This is a genomic window from Streptomyces sp. TAA040 (assembly GCF_000424845.1).
In genome coordinates, this window is the sequence record NZ_AUKR01000002.1 from 256,012 (window position 1) to 276,239 (window position 20,228).

At 71.8% G+C, this 20,228-nt stretch carries 16 protein-coding genes and 2 pseudogenes; 6 read left to right on the forward strand and 12 right to left on the reverse strand.

Features of this window, described 5'->3' with window-relative positions:
- A complete protein-coding gene (locus H300_RS0103140) occupies positions 1–690 on the forward strand; it encodes a response regulator (RefSeq protein ID WP_028426270.1) in 690 nt (229 codons plus the stop codon).
- 43 nt (positions 691–733) lie between these two features.
- On the opposite strand, the gene H300_RS0103145 is transcribed toward H300_RS0103140, so the two are convergent.
- Positions 734–1,759 carry an ATP-dependent 6-phosphofructokinase gene (locus H300_RS0103145; RefSeq protein WP_028426271.1) on the reverse strand — a complete coding sequence of 342 codons (1,026 nt, stop codon included), beginning with the start codon at positions 1,757–1,759 and terminating at the stop codon, positions 734–736.
- 425 nt (positions 1,760–2,184) lie between these two features.
- On the opposite strand from H300_RS0103145, the gene pta reads away from it, so the two are divergent.
- From pta to pyk, 3 genes are all read left to right on the forward strand, one after another.
- Entirely contained in the window at positions 2,185–4,299 is a 2,115-nt protein-coding gene (gene pta / locus H300_RS0103150; RefSeq protein ID WP_028426272.1) for a phosphate acetyltransferase, read from the forward strand.
- A 2-nt stretch (positions 4,300–4,301) separates the two neighbouring features.
- A complete protein-coding gene (locus tag H300_RS0103155) occupies positions 4,302–5,501 on the forward strand; it encodes an acetate kinase (RefSeq protein WP_028426273.1) in 1,200 nt (399 codons plus the stop codon).
- A 61-nt stretch (positions 5,502–5,562) separates the two neighbouring features.
- Positions 5,563–6,987 (forward strand): pyruvate kinase, encoded by a 1,425-nt coding sequence (gene pyk, locus H300_RS0103160; RefSeq protein WP_028426274.1) that lies wholly within the window; start codon positions 5,563–5,565, stop codon positions 6,985–6,987.
- A 101-nt stretch (positions 6,988–7,088) separates the two neighbouring features.
- On the opposite strand, the gene H300_RS24660 is transcribed toward pyk, so the two are convergent.
- From H300_RS24660 to H300_RS0103180, 4 genes are all read right to left on the reverse strand, one after another.
- Positions 7,089–8,501 carry an ICP22 family protein gene (locus H300_RS24660; RefSeq protein ID WP_037978946.1) on the reverse strand — a complete coding sequence of 471 codons (1,413 nt, stop codon included), beginning with the start codon at positions 8,499–8,501 and terminating at the stop codon, positions 7,089–7,091.
- On the reverse strand, positions 8,491–9,162 hold the full coding sequence (locus tag H300_RS24665) for a DUF6114 domain-containing protein (RefSeq protein ID WP_078515676.1): 672 nt from the start codon (positions 9,160–9,162) through the stop codon (positions 8,491–8,493). Before H300_RS24665 ends, H300_RS24660 begins: the two co-directional genes overlap by 11 nt.
- 92 nt (positions 9,163–9,254) lie before the next feature.
- Positions 9,255–9,872, reverse strand: a complete 618-nt coding sequence (locus H300_RS0103175) for a DUF6230 family protein (protein WP_028426275.1) — start codon at positions 9,870–9,872, stop codon at positions 9,255–9,257.
- 625 nt (positions 9,873–10,497) lie between these two features.
- Entirely contained in the window at positions 10,498–11,466 is a 969-nt protein-coding gene (locus tag H300_RS0103180) for a tetratricopeptide repeat protein (RefSeq protein ID WP_028426276.1), read from the reverse strand.
- 150 nt (positions 11,467–11,616) lie between these two features.
- On the opposite strand from H300_RS0103180, the pseudogene H300_RS24670 reads away from it, so the two are divergent.
- Positions 11,617–12,205, forward strand: a pseudogene (locus tag H300_RS24670) (TetR/AcrR family transcriptional regulator); the annotation flags it as partial.
- Positions 12,206–12,317: 112 nt separating this feature from the next.
- Here the strand turns inward: H300_RS24670 and icmA are convergent.
- The 3 genes from icmA to H300_RS0103200 form a co-directional block, all read right to left on the reverse strand.
- Positions 12,318–14,018 carry a coenzyme B12-dependent isobutyryl-CoA mutase large subunit gene (gene icmA / locus H300_RS0103190; RefSeq protein WP_028426277.1) on the reverse strand — a complete coding sequence of 567 codons (1,701 nt, stop codon included), beginning with the start codon at positions 14,016–14,018 and terminating at the stop codon, positions 12,318–12,320.
- A 111-nt stretch (positions 14,019–14,129) separates the two neighbouring features.
- Positions 14,130–14,459: a DUF3817 domain-containing protein gene (locus H300_RS0103195; protein ID WP_051269379.1), complete on the reverse strand. Its 330-nt coding sequence runs from the start codon at positions 14,457–14,459 to the stop codon at positions 14,130–14,132.
- Between the two features lie 57 nt (positions 14,460–14,516).
- Complete coding sequence (locus H300_RS0103200; RefSeq protein ID WP_028426279.1) at positions 14,517–15,026, reverse strand: MarR family transcriptional regulator; 510 nt, start codon at positions 15,024–15,026, stop codon at positions 14,517–14,519.
- Between the two features lie 81 nt (positions 15,027–15,107).
- Here H300_RS0103200 and H300_RS29750 point away from each other — a divergent pair.
- Positions 15,108–15,679 (forward strand): annotated as a pseudogene (locus H300_RS29750) (glycoside hydrolase family 6 protein); the annotation flags it as partial.
- Between the two features lie 87 nt (positions 15,680–15,766).
- On the opposite strand, the gene glxA reads toward H300_RS29750, so the two are convergent.
- The 4 genes from glxA to H300_RS0103220 all read right to left on the reverse strand — a co-directional run bounded on the left by glxA (position 15,767) and on the right by H300_RS0103220 (position 20,199).
- Positions 15,767–17,701: a radical copper oxidase GlxA gene (glxA, locus tag H300_RS0103205; protein WP_028426280.1), complete on the reverse strand. Its 1,935-nt coding sequence runs from the start codon at positions 17,699–17,701 to the stop codon at positions 15,767–15,769.
- A gap of 3 nt (positions 17,702–17,704) precedes the next feature.
- A complete protein-coding gene (locus H300_RS24675; protein WP_051269381.1) occupies positions 17,705–19,441 on the reverse strand; it encodes a glycosyltransferase family 2 protein in 1,737 nt (578 codons plus the stop codon).
- A 126-nt stretch (positions 19,442–19,567) separates the two neighbouring features.
- Positions 19,568–19,858, reverse strand: coding sequence for an MTH1187 family thiamine-binding protein (locus tag H300_RS0103215; protein ID WP_028426281.1), 291 nt, complete (start codon positions 19,856–19,858; stop codon positions 19,568–19,570).
- Entirely contained in the window at positions 19,855–20,199 is a 345-nt protein-coding gene (locus tag H300_RS0103220; RefSeq protein WP_028426282.1) for a DUF3817 domain-containing protein, read from the reverse strand. The genes H300_RS0103215 and H300_RS0103220 overlap by 4 nt, the downstream gene beginning before the upstream one ends.
- Between the last annotated feature and the right edge of the window lie 29 nt (positions 20,200–20,228).

Consider the following 20,228-nt stretch of genomic DNA (forward strand, 5'->3'; position numbering starts at 1 on the left):
ATGATCGAGACACTGGTGGTCGAGGACGACCCCCGCATCGCCGACGCCCACGCCCAGTTCACGGCGCGGGTGCCGGGTTTCGCGGTGGCCGGGGTGGTGCACCGGGGCGCGGCCGTCCCCGACTTCCTGGAGCGGCAGCCGGTGGACCTGATCCTGCTGGACTTCTACCTCCCGGACATGAACGGTCTGGACGTCTGCCGGGCCCTGCGGGCCCGCGGCGACTTCACCGACGTGATCGCGGTGACCTCGGCGCGCGACGTGGACATCGTCCGCTCGGTGGTGGCGCACGGCGTGGTGCAGTACCTGCTGAAGCCGTTCACCTTCGCGGCGTTCCGCGACAAACTGGAGCGCTACGCCGACTACCGGCGCCACCTCGTGCTCCACGGCGACGCCACCGCGCAGCAGGACGTGGACCGGGCCTTCGCCGCGCTGCGCGGCAGTGTCGGCGGCCCGCTGCCGAAGGGCATGAGCAACCGGACCCTGGAGGCGGTCGTCGACCACCTGCGGCAGGCGGCGCCCAAGGGGTTGTCCGCCAGCCGGGTCGGCGACCTCATCGGCGCCTCCCGGGTGACGGCCCGGCGCTATCTGGAGCACCTCGCGGAGCGCGGTCTGGTGGACCGGGCACTGCGCTACGGGGGCCAGGGCCGCCCCGAGCACCTGTACCACTGGGGCAGCCGCACCGGCGCCTGAGTGCCGGAGGCGCTTCCCGGGCCGCGGGCCCGGGGCGGGACCGTCAGAAGACGGCCTCGGTCTCGTCCATCCGGTACTGCGGGACGGTCTTCAGCTCGCGAGTCGCGTCCGCGAGCGGCACCATCTCGATGTCGGTGCCGCGCAGCGCCGTCATCCGGCCGAAGTCGCCGCGGTGCGCCGCCTCGACGGCGTGCCAGCCGAAGCGGGTGGCGAGCACCCGGTCGTAGGCGGTGGGGGTGCCGCCGCGCTGGACGTGGCCGAGGATGACCGGGCGGGCCTCGGTGCCGACCCGCCGCTCGACCTCGCCGGCCAGCCGGTTGCCGATGCCGATGAAGCGCTCGTGGCCGTACTGGTCGATGATGCCCTTCTCGTAGGACATCGAGCCCTCGGTGGGCCGGGCGCCCTCGGCGACGCAGATCACCGCGAACTTCTTCCCGCGGGAGAAGCGCTCCTCGACCATCTTGCACAGGTCGTCGATCTCGAACGGGCGCTCCGGGAGGCAGATGCCGTGCGCGCCGCCGGCCATGCCGGCCTCCAGCGCGATCCAGCCGGCGTGCCGTCCCATGACCTCGACGACCATGACCCGCTGGTGCGACTCGGCGGTGGTCTTCAGCCGGTCCATCGCCTCGGTGGCGACACCGACGGCGGTGTCGAAGCCGAAGGTGCGGTCGGTGGCGGAGATGTCGTTGTCGATCGTCTTCGGCACCCCGACGACCGGCAGTCCCGCCTCGGAGAGCATGGTGGCGGCCGTCAGGGTGCCCTCGCCGCCGATCGGGACGAGCGCGTCGATCCCGAGCCGGCCCATCAGCTCCTCGCTGTTGTCGCACGCCTCGCGGAGCCGGTCGCGCTCCAGCCGCGCCGAACCGAGGATGGTGCCGCCGCGGGCCAGGATGCCGCTGACCGAGTTCAGGTCCAGCTCGCGGTACCGGCCGTCGAGCAGCCCCTTGAACCCGTCCTCGAAACCGATGACCTCGTCCCCCCGGTCCACGACCGCACGGTGGACGACCGATCGGATGACGGCGTTCAGGCCGGGGCAGTCGCCCCCGGCGGTGAGGACTCCGATACGCATGCTGATCGCTACTCCTGATCGGGGACGTTCCGACTGGGCGGGGGGATTGTTTCATGTCTTGAACACGGCCAGTACCGACCGTCCACTGGCGCCCCGCACCGCGTATCCAGGGTCGCGGGTACTGTCAAGAGTGCGGACCGGGCTGATTTCCGTGCCGCTCTCCGGGGCACCCGGGAGCCGGGCGGCGGCGTCGGCGCCCGGCAGCAGGGCGCGTACCCGGGCAGCGGCACGGGAATCGGAGGACCGGCGCCGCGGACGGCCACCGCCCCTCCCGGGACCGGCGGACCGGGAACGCGGTGCGCGGCACGCAGGACGACGGTCGGGGCACGTAGGGCGGCAGTCGCGGCAGGCAGGACGACAGCCGCAGGACGCAGGACGCAGGACAGACGACGGGCGCGGACGAGGAACGAAAGGCGGGCACACGCGTGACACGCAGCGTGTACGTAACCGGCATCGGCCGGGGCGACGGCCGGCAGGTGGTCGAGCTGGGAGTCATGGAGCTGCTGACCCGACGCGTCGACCGGGTGGGTGTCTTCCGGCCACTCGCCCACGACGGCCCGGACCCGGTGCTCGACCTGCTGCGCAGCCGCTACCGGCTGGCCCAGCCGCGTGGCGCCATGGTGGGCCTGGGATACGACGAGGCCGCCGCGCTCCAGGCCGAGCAGGGCACCGACGAGCTGGTGTCGGTGCTGGTGGACCGCTTCCACCGGCTCGCCGCCGACTACGAGACGGTGCTGGTGCTGGGCACCGACTACGCGGACACCGGGCTGCCGGCCGAGCTGGCGCTCAACGCCCGGCTGGCGAACGAGCTGGGCGCCGCCGTCCTGCCCGTCGTGGCCGGCCTCGACCGCAGTGCGGACGTGGTGGTCGCGGAGGTGCGCAACGCGCACCACGCCTTCACCTCGCTGGGCTGCGAGGTGATCGCCACCGTCGTCAACCGGGTGCGGGACGGGCACACCGTCGAGGCGGCGCGGGCACTGGGTCGGCACCTGCCGGAGCCGGTATACGTCCTGCCGGAGGAGCCCGCGCTCTCCGCGCCCACCGTCCAGCAGATCGTGGACGAGCTGGGGGCGGACATACTGCTGGGCGATCCGGCGGGGCTGGCCCGCGACTGCCGGGACTTCGTGTTCGGCGGCGCGATGCTGCCGACGTTCCTCCCCGCGCTCACCGAGGGCTGTCTGGTGGTGACACCGGGAGACCGGGCCGATCTGATCATCGGCGCGCTGGCCGCGCACTCCGCCGGAGCCCCACCGATCGCCGGTGTGCTGCTCACCCTGGACGAGCGGCCCGGTGCGGAGACGATGCGGCTGGCCACCCGCCTCGCTCCGGGCACCCCGGTGCTGGCGGTGCCGGGCGGATCGTTCCCGACCGCGGGCGAGCTGTTCACCCTCCGGGGCAAGCTGAACGCCGCCAACCCGCGCAAGGCCGAGATCGCGCTGGGCCTGTTCGAGGCGCACGTCGACACCGGACTGTTGAGCGAGCGGCTGTCGGTGGTGCGCACCGGCCGGGTCACCCCGATGATGTTCGAGCACGAGCTGGTCGAGCGGTCGCGCGCGGCCCGGCGCCACGTGGTGCTGCCGGAGGGGACCGAGGAACGGGTGCTGCGGGCGGCCGAGGTGCTGCTGCGGCGCAACATCTGCGATCTCACGCTGCTCGGCGAGGACGCCCGCGTCCGTCGGCGGGCCGCGGACCTGGGAGTGCACCTCGACCTGCTGGCACCGGACGAGATCCCGGAGGGCACCGGCGCCACCGTCCGGGTCGTCGACCCGGCGACCTCGCCGCTGCGCGAGCGGTTCGCCGAGCTGTACGCGCGCCTGCGGGCGCACCGCGGCGTCACCTACGAGCTGGCGCACGACGTGGTGGCCGACGTGTCCTACTTCGGCACCCTGATGGTGCAGGAGGGCATCGCGGACGGCATGGTCTCCGGCGCGGAGCACTCCACCGCGGCGACCATCCGGCCGGCGTTCGAGATCATCAAGACCAAGCCGGACGCGTCGATCGTCTCCTCGGTGTTCTTCATGTGCCTGGCCGACCGGGTGCTGGTCTACGGCGACTGCGCGGTCAACCCGGACCCGGACGCCGAGCAGCTCGCCGACATCGCCGTCCAGTCGGCCACCACCGCCGCGCGGTTCGGGGTCGAGCCGCGGATCGCGATGCTCTCCTACTCGACCGGCTCCTCGGGTTCTGGCGCGGACGTCGACAAGGTCCGGCGGGCCACCGAGCTGGTCCGCGCGCGCCGGCCCGACCTGCTGGTGGACGGCCCGATCCAGTACGACGCAGCGGTGGAGCCGTCCGTCGCGGCGACGAAGCTGCCGGACTCGAAGGTGGCCGGACGGGCCAGCGTGCTCGTCTTCCCCGATCTGAACACCGGCAACAACACCTACAAGGCCGTCCAGCGCTCGGCCGGCGCGGTAGCCGTCGGCCCGGTCCTCCAGGGGCTCCGCAAGCCGGTCAACGACCTCTCGCGGGGCGCGCTGGTCCAGGACATCGTGAACACCGTGGCGATCACCGCCATCCAGGCCCAGGAAAGGGGCGCCTGAGCATGCCAGGCACGCACGTACTCGTCATCAACTCCGGATCGTCCTCGGTGAAGTACCAGCTGCTGGAGATGCGGGACCGGGCCCGGCTCGCCGAGGGCCTGGTGGAACGCATCGGCGAGGAGACCGGACGGGTGGTGCACCTCCCCGGGGACGGCGACCGGCGGGAGCGCTCGGAACCGGTACCGGACCACGAGGCGGCGCTGAAGGCGGTCGCCGAGGAGCTGGCCGCCGACGGGATCGGGCTGGACTCCCCGGAGCTGGCCGCGATCGGGCACCGGGTGGTGCACGGCGGGCAGCAGTTCACCGAGCCGACCGTGGTGGACGACGCCGTGCTGGCCGAGATCGAACGGCTCGTCCCGGTGGCACCGCTGCACAACCCGGTGAACCTCAGCGGCATCCGGACCGCACGCCAGCTCAACCCGGACGTGCCGCAGGTGGCGGTCTTCGACACCGCCTTCCACACCACGATGCCGGAGCACGCCGCCCGCTACGCCATCGACGTCGAGACCGCCGACGCGCACCGGGTCCGCCGCTACGGGTTCCACGGCACCTCGCACTCCTACGCCTCCCGGCGGACCGCTGCGCTGCTGCACCGTGAACCGGCCGAGGTGAACGTCATCGTGCTGCACCTGGGCAACGGCGCCTCGGCCTCCGCGGTCCGCGGGGGCGTCTGCGTGGACACCTCCATGGGGCTGACCCCGCTGGAGGGCCTGGTCATGGGCACCCGCTCCGGCGACGTGGACCCGGCCGTGGTCTTCCACCTCGGGCGGGTCGCCGGGATGTCGACGGACGAGATCGACACCCTGCTGAACAAGCGCAGCGGCCTGGTCGGGCTGTGCGGGGACAACGACATGAGGGAGATCGTCCGCCGGATCGGCGAGGGTGACGAGCGGGCCCGGCTGGCGTTCGACATCTACGTCCACCGGCTGAAGAAGTACATCGGCGCCTACAGCGCGGTGCTGGGCCGGGTGGACGCGGTGGCCTTCACCGCGGGCGTCGGGGAGAACTCCGCGCCGGTGCGGCAGGCCGCCGTGGAGGGGCTGGCGGAACTGGGCCTGGCGGTGGACGCCGGTCTCAACGAGACGGTCTCCGAGGAGGCCCGGCTGATCTCCCCGGAGTACGCCCGGGTCGCCGTGGCGGTGGTGCCGACCGACGAGGAGTTGGAGATCGCCGCGCAGGCCTACGCCCTGGTCGCCTCCTGACCGGTGAGCCGCGTCACCCCAGTACGTTTTGCGTCTGAACAAACCCGATAGGATCGTTTTCATGCGCCGTTCGAAAATCGTCTGCACCCTGGGCCCCGCCGTCGACTCCTCCGATCAGCTCAAGACGCTGATCAAGGCCGGTATGAACGTGGCCCGTTTCAACATGAGCCACGGCAGTCAGCCCGAGCACGAGGAACGGTACGGCCGCCTCCGCAAGGCCGCCGAGGAGACGGGGCGTGCCGTCGGCGTTCTGGCCGATCTCCAGGGTCCGAAGATCCGGCTGGAGACCTTCGCCGAGGGACCGGTGGAACTGGTCCGCGGTGAGGAGTTCACCATCACCACCGAGGACGTCGCCGGCGACCGGGCCATCTGCGGCACCACCTACAAGGGCCTGGCCGGGGACGTCGCCAAGGGCGACCCGATCCTGATCAACGACGGCAACGTCGCGCTCCAGGTGGTCGAGGTGGACGGCCCGCAGGTGCGGACCATCGTCATCGAGGGCGGGGTCATCTCCGACCACAAGGGCATCAACCTCCCCGGCGCGGCGGTGAACGTGCCCGCGCTGTCCGAGAAGGACGTCGACGACCTGAAGTTCGCCCTGGCCATGGGCTGCGACATGGTGGCGCTGTCCTTCGTGCGGAACGCCGCGGACGTGCGCGACGTGCACCGGGTGATGGACGAGGTCGGCCGCCGGGTACCGGTCATCGCCAAGGTGGAGAAGCCCCAGGCGGTCGACAACATGGAGGAGATCGTCCTCGCCTTCGACGGCGTGATGGTCGCCCGCGGGGACCTGGCCGTGGAGTACCCGCTGGAGCAGGTGCCGATGGTACAGAAGCGGCTGATCGAGCTCTGCCGCCGCAACGCCAAGCCGGTGATCGTGGCGACCCAGATGATGGAGTCGATGATCACCAACTCGCGGCCGACCCGCGCCGAGGCCTCCGACGTGGCCAACGCGATCCTGGACGGCACCGACGCGGTGATGCTCTCCGCGGAGTCCTCGGTCGGCCAGTACCCGATCGAGACGGTCAAGACGATGTCGAAGATCGTCGAGGCGGCCGAGAAGGAGCTGCTCTCGCGCGGACTGCAGCCGCTGGTGCCGGGCAAGAAGCCACGTACCCAGGGGGGGTCGGTGGCCCGTGCCGCGTGCGAGATGGCGGACTTCCTCGGCGCGGAGGCGCTCGTCGCGTTCACCGAGTCCGGCGACACCGCGCGGCGGCTCTCCCGCTACCGCACGCAGCAGTCGATCCTGGCCTTCACCGAGGACCCGCTCACCCGCAACCAGCTCACCCTGACCTGGGGCGTGGAGACCTTCGTGGTTCCGCACGCGCAGAACACCGACGCGATGGTCGACCTGGTCGACAAGGAGCTGCTGAAGCTCCAGCGCTGGAACAAGAACGACACCATGATCATGACGGCCGGCTCGCCCCCCGGCGTGGTGGGCACCACCAACATGGTGCGGGTGCTCCACCTCGGTCAGGACGGCTGACCAGGGCAGCACGGACGCGGCGCCCTCGTGGCGAAGGGGCCCGGGGGAAGCCCCCGGGCCCCTTCGCCGGTGCCGGTGCTGTCCGCCGCCGGCAGGGGTCATCACCCGCTGTTGCTGATGCTCATGCCCGGGATCGTCAGGGTGCCGCCGAACTGCCCGGCCTGGACGACCTCGACGCCGGTGAAGAAGGCGAACGGCACGTCCAGCGGGGGCGGGGTGCGCGGGCTGAAGGTGATCGGTATCAGCCCGAACAGAGAGCCCGTCAGCTGCTCGGTGTACATCGTCACCGTGCCGCCGCGGATGGTGGACGTACTGCCCTCCTCGGCCTCGACGTGCTGGGTGGTGCCGCCGGGCCCGTCGACCAGTTGGTGCAGGTCCTTGATGTCCACCGACTCCGAGGTGAACTTCAGGACCCGCTTCTCGGTGCCGTTCCAGGTCCGCACCTGGACGATGCCGTGGTACCTGAGCCCGACCAGGGTGAGCTTCGAGGACTCCAGCCGCCACGGCGTGTCCGGGACCAGCGCGGCCGTCTCCTCGGACCCGGCGCCTTCGAACGCCTCCGCGTCGAAGTCCGGGCAGGGGTAGGGCTCCTTGCCGTCGCCCTCCGCCCCCTCGGCGTCCCCGGCGTCCTCGGACGCACCGGCGTCCCCGGGCTCCTGCGCGTCCTGCTGCGGGGTTTCGGCGCCACCACCCCCCGGCGCGGTCTCACCGGTGCCGCCGGTCCCCGGTGCGGGCTCCTCGGCACCGCCTACGCCGTCCTCGGCCCCGCTTCCGGAGTCACCCGCGGCCCGGCCGGTGCCCCCGTCCTCGGCCGCCCCGCCGTCCCGCTCCGCGTCCGCGGAGGAGCCGCTGTCGGGGACGTCCGCGCCGTCGGGGACGTCCGCGCCCTCCCCACCGTCCGCGGAGCCCTCGGCGTCCTGCCCGCCCCGGTCCCCCGGGGTCAGCAGGTCCCGGAGAGCGTCCCCGAGGCCCAGCGGGCCGAGCGGATCGCGCGACTCCGAGGGCCCCGAGGGCCCCGGCGAGGCGTCCGGCTCCCCGCCGGGGCCGGAGGCCTCGGAGCCGGAGGGCCCGGACTTCGACGGGCGAGGGGACGGCCCGGTCCCTCCGCCGGAGTCCTCCTGCCCGCCTCCGTCGGAGGGGGCGTCCGCACCGTCCGACGGCTCGGGTCCAAAGGGGGCGTCCCGGGCGTCCCCGTCCGAGGGGTCGTCGCCCTCGGATGAGGGGTCCGCGGACTCCCCTGCGTCCTCGTCGCCGCCGCCGTCGGGGCGCCCGGCTTCGGCGTCCTCCTCGGCGTCCCTGTCGGCGGCCGAGACGCAGGGGCCCTCCCGGAACGGGATGTCCGGGACGGGCTTGGCGGCGGCCAGTTGCGGCATCAGCCCGATGCCCACCAGCATCGCGGACGGCATCGCGGCGAGCGTGACGGCCCGTCCGCTCGGCACGTGCAGTCGGGTCAGCAGCGTTTTGCGGGGCGCCGCGTGCCGCGGCCCGGTTCGGGGGCGCTGGTCACCCGGCACGGCTTCCTCCGCCCACCCGGCCCGGCTCGCCGTCCGCCGTCCCGGCGGGTTCGGTCGGCCGGCCGCCGGATGTCCGCGGGCCGGCGTACCCGGGCTCCGCGTCCGGCGCGGTGCCCTCGGAACCGGCGCCCCCGGGCCCGGCGGTTTCATCGGCGGAGCCAGGCCCGAACCGCGTCACCGGGCCGGGACCCTCGAACGAGCCGGGCAGCGGACGGGTCCCCGCACCGAGGCCGGCGCGCGCCGAGACCGGGGCCGGCCCGCCTCCAGGGGTGCCGGGCGCCCAGGCGGTGCCGAGGGCGCCGCCGATCAGGGCCAGCAGGAAACCGATCAGGTACCCGCCGAAGTTGGAGACCACCAGGGAGACCAGTGCCAGCAGGATCGCCGCCACTCCGGCGAAGACCCGGCCGTGCGGCTGGAACCACTGGGTCAGGCCCAGCACGACCAGCAGCACGCCGATGATCAGCGAGCCGGAGCCGGTGGTGGTGGCCAGCCGGAAGGACAGCTCCTCCAGGGAGGGGTCGGCGTACGGGATGTAGACGATGGGGATTCCGGCCAGCAGTGTCAGCAGCCCCGACCAGAACGGGCGCTGCCAGCGCCAGTGGCGGAAGGTGACACGCCAGTGGCCGACGCGCGCACGCGCTCCCAGCGACTCGGCACTCATGCAGCAGCTCCCTCGGACCGAACTGTTCGTGTGGTGTTCCCCGTGTGCTTCGCGGGGGAGCGGAGACCCGCCCCGCTCCCCCCGTCAATGCGTCAGAAGCACTCGTTCTTGCCCTTGGTCACGTTGAGCTTGAGACCGGAGAGCTTGAAGGTGCCCGCGCTGGTGGCCCAGGCCCGCTGGCGGACGTTGAGCAGCGTGGCCGAGTCGGCCTGCTGGGCGAACGACCCGGGCAGTGTCTGGTCGCCCTCCTTGACCCCGGGGCCCTTCGAGGAGTCCCCGGCCGCGACACCGATGTCGATGTTGCGGAAGGTGGCGTCCGCGTCGAGCTGGTCGAGGTCGATGTAGAGGTTCTTCGCCTCGACCTTCGTGCTGCCCTGCCCCGCCTTCAGCATCAGTGACACGTCGCCGAAACCGGGCACCGGGACGACCACCGACTGGCAGAGGTTGGTGATCTCGGCATCCCGGAACGCCGACACGGCGACCGGGATGGTCTTCCCCCCGTGCTGCTTCTCGATGGCTCCGTACTGGACGAACCCGGTGCCGTCGAGCCGGTCGACGGCCACCTTGGCCTGCTGGCCCGAGACGCTGAACGACGCGGCCAACGCCCCCTGGGCGACAGCGATGCCCACTGCCGCGGTCGCGGCCACACTCGGAACCATGACGACGGCGAACCGCTTCCATCTGGTTCCGCCACGAGCCACTGACTCCATGACTTCCTCCTTCTCGGACGTACATCTCCGGCCCGGGGCGGGTGTGAGGTGAACCGACCGGAGCGGGGATGGGAGAAGTGCTACGTCCTCGGGAAGGGAGAGCGCCGCCAGCGCGCGGGACGAGCAGAGCACGTCCGGACTGCCGGCGATCACCTCCGAGCGACAACCACTGACCGCGCTCTCGCGCGACCGGCTGGACAGGCCTCGCCGCGACGAGTACCCCCCTGCCCGATGAACCGGGGAACGCGTGCTCTCCGGGTCGCCCGGTGGGGTTCCCGTCCCGCTGGACGCCGACTGGTTGCCGGGCGGCGGAAAAGGACCGAGCGAGCCTGATCGTGCTGCATCCACCCCGGGTGGCACAAGGGGTTCATTACTTGCGAGTAACGAGAAGGTGACCGCGACACGAGGCGCGTCGGCGCATGCCTACCCGCCGTGACGGCCCGGGGTCGCCCCGGAAGCGGACCAAACCGGTACGACCGGGGAGGAAGGGGGAAGCGGTCACTTACCGCAAGTAGCAGCGGCCGCGATTGCCAAGTTTTGGCAAAACGCGGCCGCTGTTATTCGTCATGTCAAGCGACCGTCCGGGAGGCGGCCGTCCCCGAAGGAGCCCGGGAGGGGGCCGGGGTCAGAAGAGCACCCGGGCGAGTGAACCGCGGGCCGCCACGACTCGCGGGTCCTCCGGGCCGATCACCTCGAACAGCTCCAGGAGGCGCAACCGCGCCTTCTCCCGGTCGTCCCCCGCCGTCCGCCGGACCACGTCGATCAGCCGCAGGAAGGCGTCCTCGACATGGCCGCCGACCAGGTCCAGGTCGGCGGCACGGAGCTGCGCCGGAACGTCCGCCGGGGCGTCGGCCGCCTCCTGGCGGACCCGCGCGGCGTCCAGGCCCTGCACGCGGTCGAGCAGCTCCGCCTGGGCGAGACCGAGCCTGGCCTCCTCGTTGGCGGGGTTGTCGGACAGCACGTTGCGGTACGCCTGCACGGCACCGCCGAGATCCCCCGCGTCCAGCGCCGCGTGGGCGGCGGCGAGCGCCGGGTCCTCCGGCGGCTCGGGTGCGGCCTGCGGCTCCGGGGCCTCGGCGTCCGGGTCCACCGGGATGCCGACGATGCCGTAGCGCTCCTCGGCGACCTGAACGAGCTGGTCGAAGACCTGGCGGATCTGCGCCTCGGGCGCGGCCCCCTGGAACAGCGGCAGCGCCTGCCCCGCGATCACCGCGAAGACCGCGGGAATCCCCTGGACACCGAACTGCTGGAACAGCGCCTGGTTGTGATCGACATCGATCCGGGCGAGCAGCACCCGGCCCGCGTACTCCTGGGTCAGGCGCTCCAGTGCGGGCCCGAGCTGCTTGCAGGGCTCGCACCACTCCGCCCAGAAGTCGATGACGACGGGCACCTCGGCGGAGCGCTGGAGCACGTCCTGCTCGAAACCGGCCTCGTCGACGTCGATCACCAGGCCGGAGAGGGCGACGCCCCCTCCTTCATCACCGGAGGCGGCCCGCTGGGCGCGGGTCTCCTCCGCCTTCTGCTTGGCCTCCCCGGCCGCCTTCACCGCGGCGAGGTCGACCACTCCGCTCATGGACATATTGCGTGGCTGCATGGGACCAGTCTCCCCCCTCCGCGCGGTGTTGTGTGCCGGGTCCCCACCCGGCCTGTGGTTGCCGCATCGGTGCCATGGTCACCGGCGTCCTCCGGCGTGATTCCGATACGTGTCGTAGCGTAACCCGGAATCCCGGCTACAGTCACCCGGATGGCACGCCCCCGCAGCGCCGCCGCCGATGCGGCGATCCTCGACGCCACTCGCTCGGCACTGGTGGAGATCGGCTGGTCCAAGCTGTCCCTGGCGGACATCGCGGTGCGGGCCGGCGTGGCGAGGACCACGCTCTACCGCCGCTGGCCCGGCAAGAGCGAACTCGTCGTGGACGCCGTCGCCGTCCTCTTCGACGCGCTCGAATTGCCCGACCAGGGGAGCCTGCGCAGCGACGTGGAAGGCGTGGTGCTCTCCTTCGCGGCACTGCTGGCCCGCCCGGAGACCAAGACCTCGCTGATGGCGGTGGTCGCGGAGGCCACCGCCGACCCCGCCCTGCGGCAGCGGATCCGGGTGGCGATTGTCGACCGGCAGAAGCGGCTGGTGCTCACCGGACGGCGACGGGCCCAGCAGCGCGGCGAGCTGCCACCCGACACGGGGGACCCGCAGGAGGCGGCGCGGACGGTGGACCTCATCTTCGACGTGATCGCCGGGGCGGTCGTGCACCGCTCACTGGTGAGCGCCCGCTCCGTGGACGAGGACTGGACCCGCCGCTTCGCCACCCTGCTGCTCGGCGGACTGCCCGCCCTCTCCGCCCCGCCACCGCGCCCCGCCCCGCCGGACCACGACCGCGTCCCCGACGACGGGGACGGCGGGGACAGCGACCGGGACGACGGGGACGGCAGCGAGGGCGGGGGCGGCGGTCAGAAGCCGGGCGGCTCGGTGTAGACACCCCATTCGTCCCGGAGCGCGTCGCAGATCTCGCCCAGCGTCGCCTCCGCACGTACCGCCGCCAGCATCGGCTCGATCATGTTCGAGTCGTCCCGGGCCGCCTCGACGAGCCTCGTCAGACCCGCGCGCACCGCGGCGTCGTCACGGTAGGCCCGGCGCGCGCCCAGCGCCTGCACCTGATCCCGCTCGACCTCGTGGCTCACCCGCAGGATCTCCAGGTCGCCGGTGACCGAGCCGGTGTGGCAGTTGACGCCCACCACCCGCTTCTCGTCCTTCTCCAGCGCCCGCTGGTACTGGAAGGCGGCCTCGGCGATCTCGCCGGTGAACCAGCCGTCCTCGATGCCTCGCAGGATGCCGGAGGTGATCGGCCCGATCGGGTGGCGGCCGTCCGGTTGCGCCCGGGCGCCGCGTTCCCTGATCTGCTCGAAGATCCGCTCGGCGTCCGCCTCGATCCGGTCGGTGAGCTGCTCGACATACCAGGAGCCGCCGAGCGGGTCGGCGACGTTGGTGATCCCCGTCTCCTCCATCAGCACCTGCTGGGTGCGCAGCGCGATCTCGGCGGCCTGCTCGGAGGGCAGGGCGAGGGTCTCGTCAAGGGCGTTGGTGTGCAGCGAGTTGGTGCCGCCCAGGACGGCGGACAGCGCCTCGACGGCGGTGCGCACCACGTTGTTGTACGGCTGCTGCGCGGTCAGCGAGACCCCGGCCGTCTGGGTGTGGAAGCGCAGCCACTGGGCCTTGTCGCTCTTCGCGCCGTAGACCTCGCGCATCCAGCGGGCCCAGATCCGCCGGGCTGCGCGGAACTTCGCGATCTCCTCGAAGAAGTCGAGGTGGGCGTCGAAGAAGAAGGAGAGGCCGGACGCGAACTCGTCCACCGAGAGGCCGCGGCTGAGGCCCAGCTCGACGTAGCCGAAGCCGTCGGCAAGCGTGTAGGCCAGCTCCTGGGCGGCCGTGGAGCCGGCCTCCCTGATGTGGTAGCCGGAGACGGAGAGCGGCTTGTACGCCGGGATGCCCCGGGCGCAGTGCTCCATCAGGTCGCCGATCAGCCGCAGGTGCGGCTCGGGCTGGAAGAGCCACTCCTTCTGAGCGATGTACTCCTTGAAGATGTCGGTCTGGAGGGTGCCGTTCAGCACGGCCGGGTCGACGCCCTGCCGTTCGGCGGCGACCAGGTACATGCAGAAGACCGGGACCGCGGGGCCGCTGATGGTCATGGAGGTGGTGACCTCGCCCAGCGGGATGCCCGCGAAGAGCGCCTCCATGTCGGCGGCCGAGTCGATGGCGACTCCGCAGTGCCCGACCTCGCCCAGCGCGCGCGGGTCGTCGGAGTCACGGCCCATCAGGGTCGGCATGTCGAAGGCGACCGACAGGCCGCCGCCGCCCGCCTCCAGGATCATCTTGTAGCGCTCGTTGGTCTGCGCGGCGTTGCCGAAGCCCGCGAACTGGCGGATCGTCCAGGTGCGCCCCCGGTATCCGGTGGGGTGCAGACCCCGGGTGAACGGGTACTCCCCCGGCCAGCCGATCCGCTCGAAGCCCTCGTAGGTGTCGCCGGGGCGCGGACCGTAGACCGGCTCGACCGGATCACCGCTCAGCGTGGTGAAGTCGGCGTCCCGCTTGCGTGCGGCGTCGTACCGGGCCTGCCACCGTCGGCGGCCCTCTGCGATGGCGTCAGCGTCCATACCCCCGAATTTACTAGGACGTCCAACTATTTACCAGGGGGGCAGGTCTGCCCCGCACGGCCGGGGCCCCGGCGCGCGGGCCCCGGCCGTGCGGACCGGAGTCCGCGGACGTCAGGTCTGGGCGGGCTCGTCGTGCTCGTCGTGCTCGACCAGCGGCTTGACCTCGGCCGAGATCCTGCGCTCCACGAAGAAGGCGGCGACCGGGATGCAGCCGGCGGCCAGCACCCACAGCAGCTTGCCGAACGGCCAACGCGCCTTGGAGCCCAGATCGAAGGCGAAGACCACGTAGACGATGAAGAGGACGCCGTGGATCTGCGAGACGACCGTGGTGTCCCCGACCCCGAACGCGTACTTGGAGACGATGAACCCGGTGAACACGAGCAGCCACACGGCGGTCACGTAAGCCATCACCCGGTACCGGGTGAGCACATTGGACTTCATGGCTCACGAGCGTAACCGGACCGCCGTCGCACCCCACCGGCGCCCCGGGCCCGGCGTTCAGCCCTCCCGGAAGTCCTCGGCGGCCACCCGCAGGGGCCGCAGCAGGGCGAAGATCTCCCGGCACTCCTCCGCGTCGTAGACGTCGAGACCGAAGTCGACCGCCATCAGGTCCCGGGTGGCGTCCTCGCACACCTCGCGGCCCCGGTCCGTGATGACCGCGAGGGTCCCGCGCCCGTCGTTCGGGTTGGGGTGCTTGGCGACCAGCCCGGAGCGCACCAGCCGGTCCACCGTGTTCGTCACCGAGGTGGGGTGGACCATCAGCCGCTCGCCGATCTTCGACATGGGCAGCTCGCCCGCCTTGGCGAAGGTGAGCAGCACGAGGGCCTCGTACCGGGCGAAGGTGAGGCCGTACGGCTTGACCACGGCGTCGACCTTGGACAGCAGGATCTGATGGGCACGCATGATGGAGGTGATGGCGCCCATCGAGGGCGCCGGCCCCCATCGCTGCTTCCAGAGTTCGTCGGCGCGCGCGATCGGGTCGAACGGGAGACTGAGCGGCTTCGGCACGGCGCCGACCATACCGGCCGGCCACATGCCGGTCAGCCCCGTCTCGAAGTTTGGCCGATCCGGGCGGCCGGACCATGTCCCGCCGCCGCTCCTGGCGACCGACGTGCGAGCCTGGCGGGCGCATCGCCGCACCTCGTCGACAACTGCACTCCCGCCGGGTACGCGGCCGAGCGGCAGTGGCTGCTCTCCGCGGCGGTGGACCGGCTGAGGGCCCAGCCGCACACGAAGACGTATCTCGGCGCGGGGAACCCGAGCCAGATCAGCGGCCCGGGAGAGCTGGCGGAGCCGCTCACCCGGTCCGGCGTGGCCCGGGCGGACGGCTTCGCCCTCAACGTGAGCAGTTTCCAGCCGGACGCCACGGTGGTGGCCTGCGGGAACCGGCTGTCGGCGGCACGGGGCGGCAAGCACGACGTGGTCGACACCAGCCACAACGGCAACGGTCCGCTGACCGGGCGCGGGGACGGGTGGTGCAACCCACCGGGACGGGCGCTGGTAGCGGCGCCGACCACCCGGACCGGCGAAGCGGCTGGTGGACGCGTATCTGCGGGTCAAGCGCCCCAGCGAAGTCCGACGGGGAGTCCCGGGGCGGTCCGCAGGCCGGCGAGTGGCGGCCGGGGTACGCGCTCGGTCTGGCCCGCAACGACCTCCGCTGACCCGGCGCGGTCCCACACGTCGGCGGTCCGGCGGCCCGCGAGGGACCGCCGGACCGCCGGAGTACGCAGCGGCGCCGGGGCGCCGGGTCAGGACAGCCGCACCCACTTCGCCTCCGAGGGCGTGCCCTCCTCGTCGAGGAGGAAGAGCATGTACCAGCCGGGCGGGGTGAGCGAGCGGTCCTCCGGGACGCCGACCGTCACCTGCCCGTCGCCCCGCCGGACGTCCAGCTCGATCGAGCGCTGCTCGACGTCCGTCACGTGGGTGACCGCGCTGGGCCGCATCAGCCGGGCGCCGGCGACCCGGCCGGCCTGCTCGGTGGCGTAGACGGCCTCCCCTCCGCGCCGCAGCTGGTCCGGCCCGTCACCGATCACCGGCCGGTTCTCGCCGCGCTCCCCCTCCAGGTACGGCGGGGTGTAGATCTCGATCCGCTTCTCGAAGGTGCCCAGCCGGGTGTTCGCCTTGTCGCCGAACAGCGGGTCGGAGCCGAACGTCGCGACCCGGCCGTCCGGGAGGAGCAGCGCCTCCGCGTGGTAGTTGCGCGGCACCTCCGGGTCGGCGGCCGGGCGGAACTCGTTGCGCTCGGGGTCGTAGAACTGCGCCTTGAGGATGTCGCTGTCGCTGCGTCCCCGGTAGTTCTCCGAACCGCCCGTGGTGAACACGGTGTCGTCCGGCAGGATCACGCTGTTGAGGTACCGCGTGCCCTGCGGCAGCGGGGGGCCGTTCCGGAAGGCAGGGTTTTCCTCGTTCAGGTCGACGACGGCCGTCCGGGCGGTCGACTTCTCGGACTCGCCGACTCCTCCACCGCCGAGCACCATCACCTTCTGGTCCTGAGCGGGCGGCAGCAGGAGCGAGCTGGAGGTCTCCAGCTGGTCGGTGTCGGTCATCCCGTCGATCTTGTCGAAGGTGTTCTTGGCCAGGTCCCAGATCCCCGGGTCCCGGCCCTTGTCCGCCGGCCCGTAGCCGGCGTTGGAGCCGGAGTAGAAGAGCTTCCCGCCCTCGGTGAGGAAGAGCGACGGGTAGGTCGGGAAGTAGCGGGTCGGGCCCTCGCTCCACTTCTTCGTCTCCGGGTCGTAGATCTCGTTCTGCCCCTGGAGGACCTCCCCGATCTCGTCGAGGCCGGAGACGGAGAGCACCTTGCCGTCCGGGAGGGTGACGAGCGTCGGGTACCAGCGCGCCTCGGCCATCGGGTCCACGGGCAGGTACTTCTCGGCGACCGGGTCGAACTCGTAGGACTCCTTGATGCCCTGGAAGTCCTGATTGTCGAGGGTGAGCTTCTCGGCGAGCCCGTAGAGGTTGTCGGCGTTCTTCCCTCTGAGGCCGAGGATCTCGTACTGCGCGGGCTCGTCGGACACCGCGCCGTCGCCCTTCTCCACCGCCTCCACGAAGACCCGGGTCTCACCGGCGGTGACGGTCACCTCGCCGGTCTCCTCGTCGCTGGTCTTGGTGGCCCGCGGCACCAGTGCGGGGAAGGCGGAGGTGTACTCGACACCGGCCGGGGAGCGGAAGCGGGTGCCCTCGGGGAAGGTGTGCGGCCGGTCGGGGTTCTCGTTCTTCACGATCATGCCGCCGCCGGCCCGCTCGACCTGCCCGCCGAGCTTCTCGTACCGGGCGGTGCCACCGGCCACCAGGAGGTTGCCGTCGGCCAGTTGCGAGTGCCCGGCGCAGAAGAGGTCCTCGGGGGTGGCTATGCGGGAGAAGGAGTTGTCCGCGGGGTCCCAGAGCACGGTGTTGAAGGTGCCCGCGTCGAACTGCTCCTCGTCGTTGCCGGAACCGGCGATGAGCAGCACCTTGCCGGTCCGGAGCAGCGCGGCGTGGATCGAGTTGGTCCGGTACTCCTGGGGCGGGTCCACCACCTGCCAGGAACCGTACTGGGCCCGGTAGCCGGGCTGCGCTATTCGGTAGTCGTGGATCTTCTCCTTGGCGAAGCCCAGCGTGGCCGGGGCGTTGAGCCCGGCGAGCACGAGGGTGACACCCGTTCCCATCAGGGTCTTCTTGAGGCGCGTGCTGGGGCGGTACGGCATGGATCAGCTCCCGCTGGAGGTGACGGCGAGGGTGGGTTCCGGTTCGGTGCGCGGCACCCGGTCGCGGCGCCTGGCACGGAACTCGGTGCAGCCCCAGATCGTGACCGGAGCCAGTGAGATCACCAGCGCCAGCACGGTCCAGGTCCGCATGGCCACGTGGGTGTGGCCCAGGGCGAACGAGGCGACCAGGCCGCTGCCCAGTGCCCCGATCCAGAACAGGTGGATGCGGAAGGTGCTCAGCCGGTCCGGACTGGCGGTGCCACCCTTGGGGGTGACGACGAACCGGCAGGCCCGACGGAACACGGCGGCGACCAGCGAACGGGCGTAGATCGGCGCGCAGATGGCCGACATGGCCATGCCGGCCACGCCGCCGGAGCCCTCGGGCTCGTGCGGCGAGACGTTGTGCCGCCGGTTCCACAGGTACAGCCCGATCTGCAGGGCGGCGACGTCGCTGTAGAGCATCAGCCACACGCCGGCGGACACCTGGGTTCCCGAGGCGCCGAGCCAGAGGAACAGCGTGCAGCTCAAGGCGCCGAGCATCCAGGTGACGGCGCTCATCGGGTAGTAGACGAGCATCAGCGAGTAGTTGAGGAGCGTGCCCGGCGAGAAGCGGTGCGGCCCGCGCCAGTACTGCCGGAGCACGGTCTCGTAGGTCCCGCGCGACCAGCGCATCTGCTGGCTGAAGAAGTCGGTCCAGCACTCCGGGCCCTCACCGACGGCCAGCACGTCCGGGGTGTAGACGGACCGCCAGCGGTTGCCGGTGGCCCGGTTGCGGGTGCGGTGCAGTTCGAAGCCGGTGGCCATGTCCTCGGTGATCGAGTCCACCAGCCCGCCGATCTGGCGGACGGCGCTGATCCGGACGGCGTTGTTGGTACCGACGAACATGGGCGAGCCGTACCGGTTGCCGGCCCGCTGGATCAGCGCGTGGAAGAGGAACTGCTGGCTCTCGGCGGACTTGGTGACCGCGGTGGTGTAGTTGCCGTAGACCTGCGGGCCGACGACGAAGGCGACGTCCGGGTCGCGGAAGTAGCCGAGCATCCGCTCCAGGTAGCCGGGCAGCGGGACGTGGTCGGTGTCCACCGAGGCGAAGAAGTCGTAGCCGCCGCCGTGGGCAGCCAGCCAGGCGTTGTAGTTGCCGTGCTTGGAGCGGGTGCGGTGCACGCCGCTCTCGCGGTTCCACTCCGGCACCTCGTGGCGGGTGAAGTGGTGCACGCCCAGTTCCGCGCAGAGCGCCCGGGCCGAGGCGTCGTCCCCCTCGTCGAGGAGCCAGACGTGCATCGTGCCGTCGTGCCGAATCCCGACGGCGGCCTCCAGGGTCGCCCGGACCATCCCGAGGGGTTCCTTGCCCGGCACGTAGGTGGTCAGGAAGGCCACCCGGGTGCCCTGTTCGGGCCGTACCGGCACCGGGTCCCTGGCGACCATGGTGGCGTGTGCCACCGAGACGACGTTCACCAGCCGGAAGAGCTCGATCAGCCCGATGCAGGCGAGCATCACCCAGTCGGCGGCGAGCAGCCAGACCGGGGCGCCGGAGCGGTCCGTCCAGTGCGTCGGCCAGACCAGCCAGAGCAGCAGCACCATTGAGAGCAGCGGCGCCGCGGTCATCAGCACCGCGGCGCGCACCCGGTGGGGCTCGGTGGAGAGCAGGCTGCGGTACTGGACTCGGTAGGGCTGCTGGTCCGGCTCGGTGAGCGGTCCGGCGAGACGGCTGTAGGTCTCGTAGTCGTAAGCCACCGGCCGCACGGGTCCCTCCACTCAGTCGGACAAAGCAGATATGTCACAGCAGAAATGACATATCGCTCCGTGTCGACCGGAGAGGGACCCCGAACGGACGCAACACGGCGCCGTGGACGGCCCGATCACCAGGTGTCAGGCGAGTCGGCGCTCCACGGCCTCGACCTTGCTGCTTAGTCCATCCGTGACTCCCGGTCGGATGTCCGCCTTCAGGACGAGGGAGACCCGCGGCGCCCGTTCCTCGACGGCGGCCACCGCCCGGCGGACCACGTCCATGCACTCCTCCCAGCCGCCTTCCAGAGAGGTGAACATCGCGTCCGTGCGGTGCGGCAGCCCGGACTCGCGCACCACGCGGACCGCCTCGGCGACGTGGTCGGCCACGTCCTCGCCGACGCCGAGCGGAGTGACGGAGAAGGCGACGATCACGACCTCACCACGCCCTCCTGGCGCGCCCTGGCGGCGATCACGCCGGACTCCGACTCGCGCCGGAGCATGCGCTCGGCGAAGAAGCCACCGGCGGGCACGACGGACAGCGCGAAGTACAGCGCGGCACGCGGCAGCGGCCACTTCGCACGGTTCCACGCGTCCGCCCAGAACAACACGTAGAGCACGAAGAGCACACCGTGGATCATGCCGACCACCGGCACGGCGTTGAACTCGGTCGTGCGCTTCAGCACCGAGCAGACGAGCAGCAGCAGGAAGGAGACGGCCTCGGGAGCGGAGATCAGCCGCAGCCGGCGGAGGGCGGAAGCGGTCTTTAGGTCCACAACGACATCCTCGGATGTGTGAAGGAATG

Excerpts from the sequence above, each read along its gene's own strand:
- H300_RS0103180 (WP_028426276.1), bottom strand. The coding sequence starts at position 11,466 with ATGCAGCCACGCAATATGTCCATGAGCGGAGTGGTCGACCTCGCCGCG.
- H300_RS0103155 (WP_028426273.1), top strand. The coding sequence starts at position 4,302 with ATGCCAGGCACGCACGTACTCGTCATCAACTCCGGATCGTCCTCGGTG.
- glxA (WP_028426280.1), bottom strand. The coding sequence starts at position 17,701 with ATGCCGTACCGCCCCAGCACGCGCCTCAAGAAGACCCTGATGGGAACG.
- icmA (WP_028426277.1), bottom strand. The coding sequence starts at position 14,018 with ATGGACGCTGACGCCATCGCAGAGGGCCGCCGACGGTGGCAGGCCCGG.
- H300_RS0103145 (WP_028426271.1), bottom strand. The coding sequence starts at position 1,759 with ATGCGTATCGGAGTCCTCACCGCCGGGGGCGACTGCCCCGGCCTGAAC.
- pyk (WP_028426274.1), top strand. The coding sequence starts at position 5,563 with ATGCGCCGTTCGAAAATCGTCTGCACCCTGGGCCCCGCCGTCGACTCC.
- H300_RS0103175 (WP_028426275.1), bottom strand. The coding sequence starts at position 9,872 with ATGGAGTCAGTGGCTCGTGGCGGAACCAGATGGAAGCGGTTCGCCGTC.
- H300_RS0103195 (WP_051269379.1), bottom strand. The coding sequence starts at position 14,459 with ATGAAGTCCAATGTGCTCACCCGGTACCGGGTGATGGCTTACGTGACC.
- H300_RS24665 (WP_078515676.1), bottom strand. The coding sequence starts at position 9,162 with ATGAGTGCCGAGTCGCTGGGAGCGCGTGCGCGCGTCGGCCACTGGCGT.
- H300_RS0103140 (WP_028426270.1), top strand. The coding sequence starts at position 1 with ATGATCGAGACACTGGTGGTCGAGGACGACCCCCGCATCGCCGACGCC.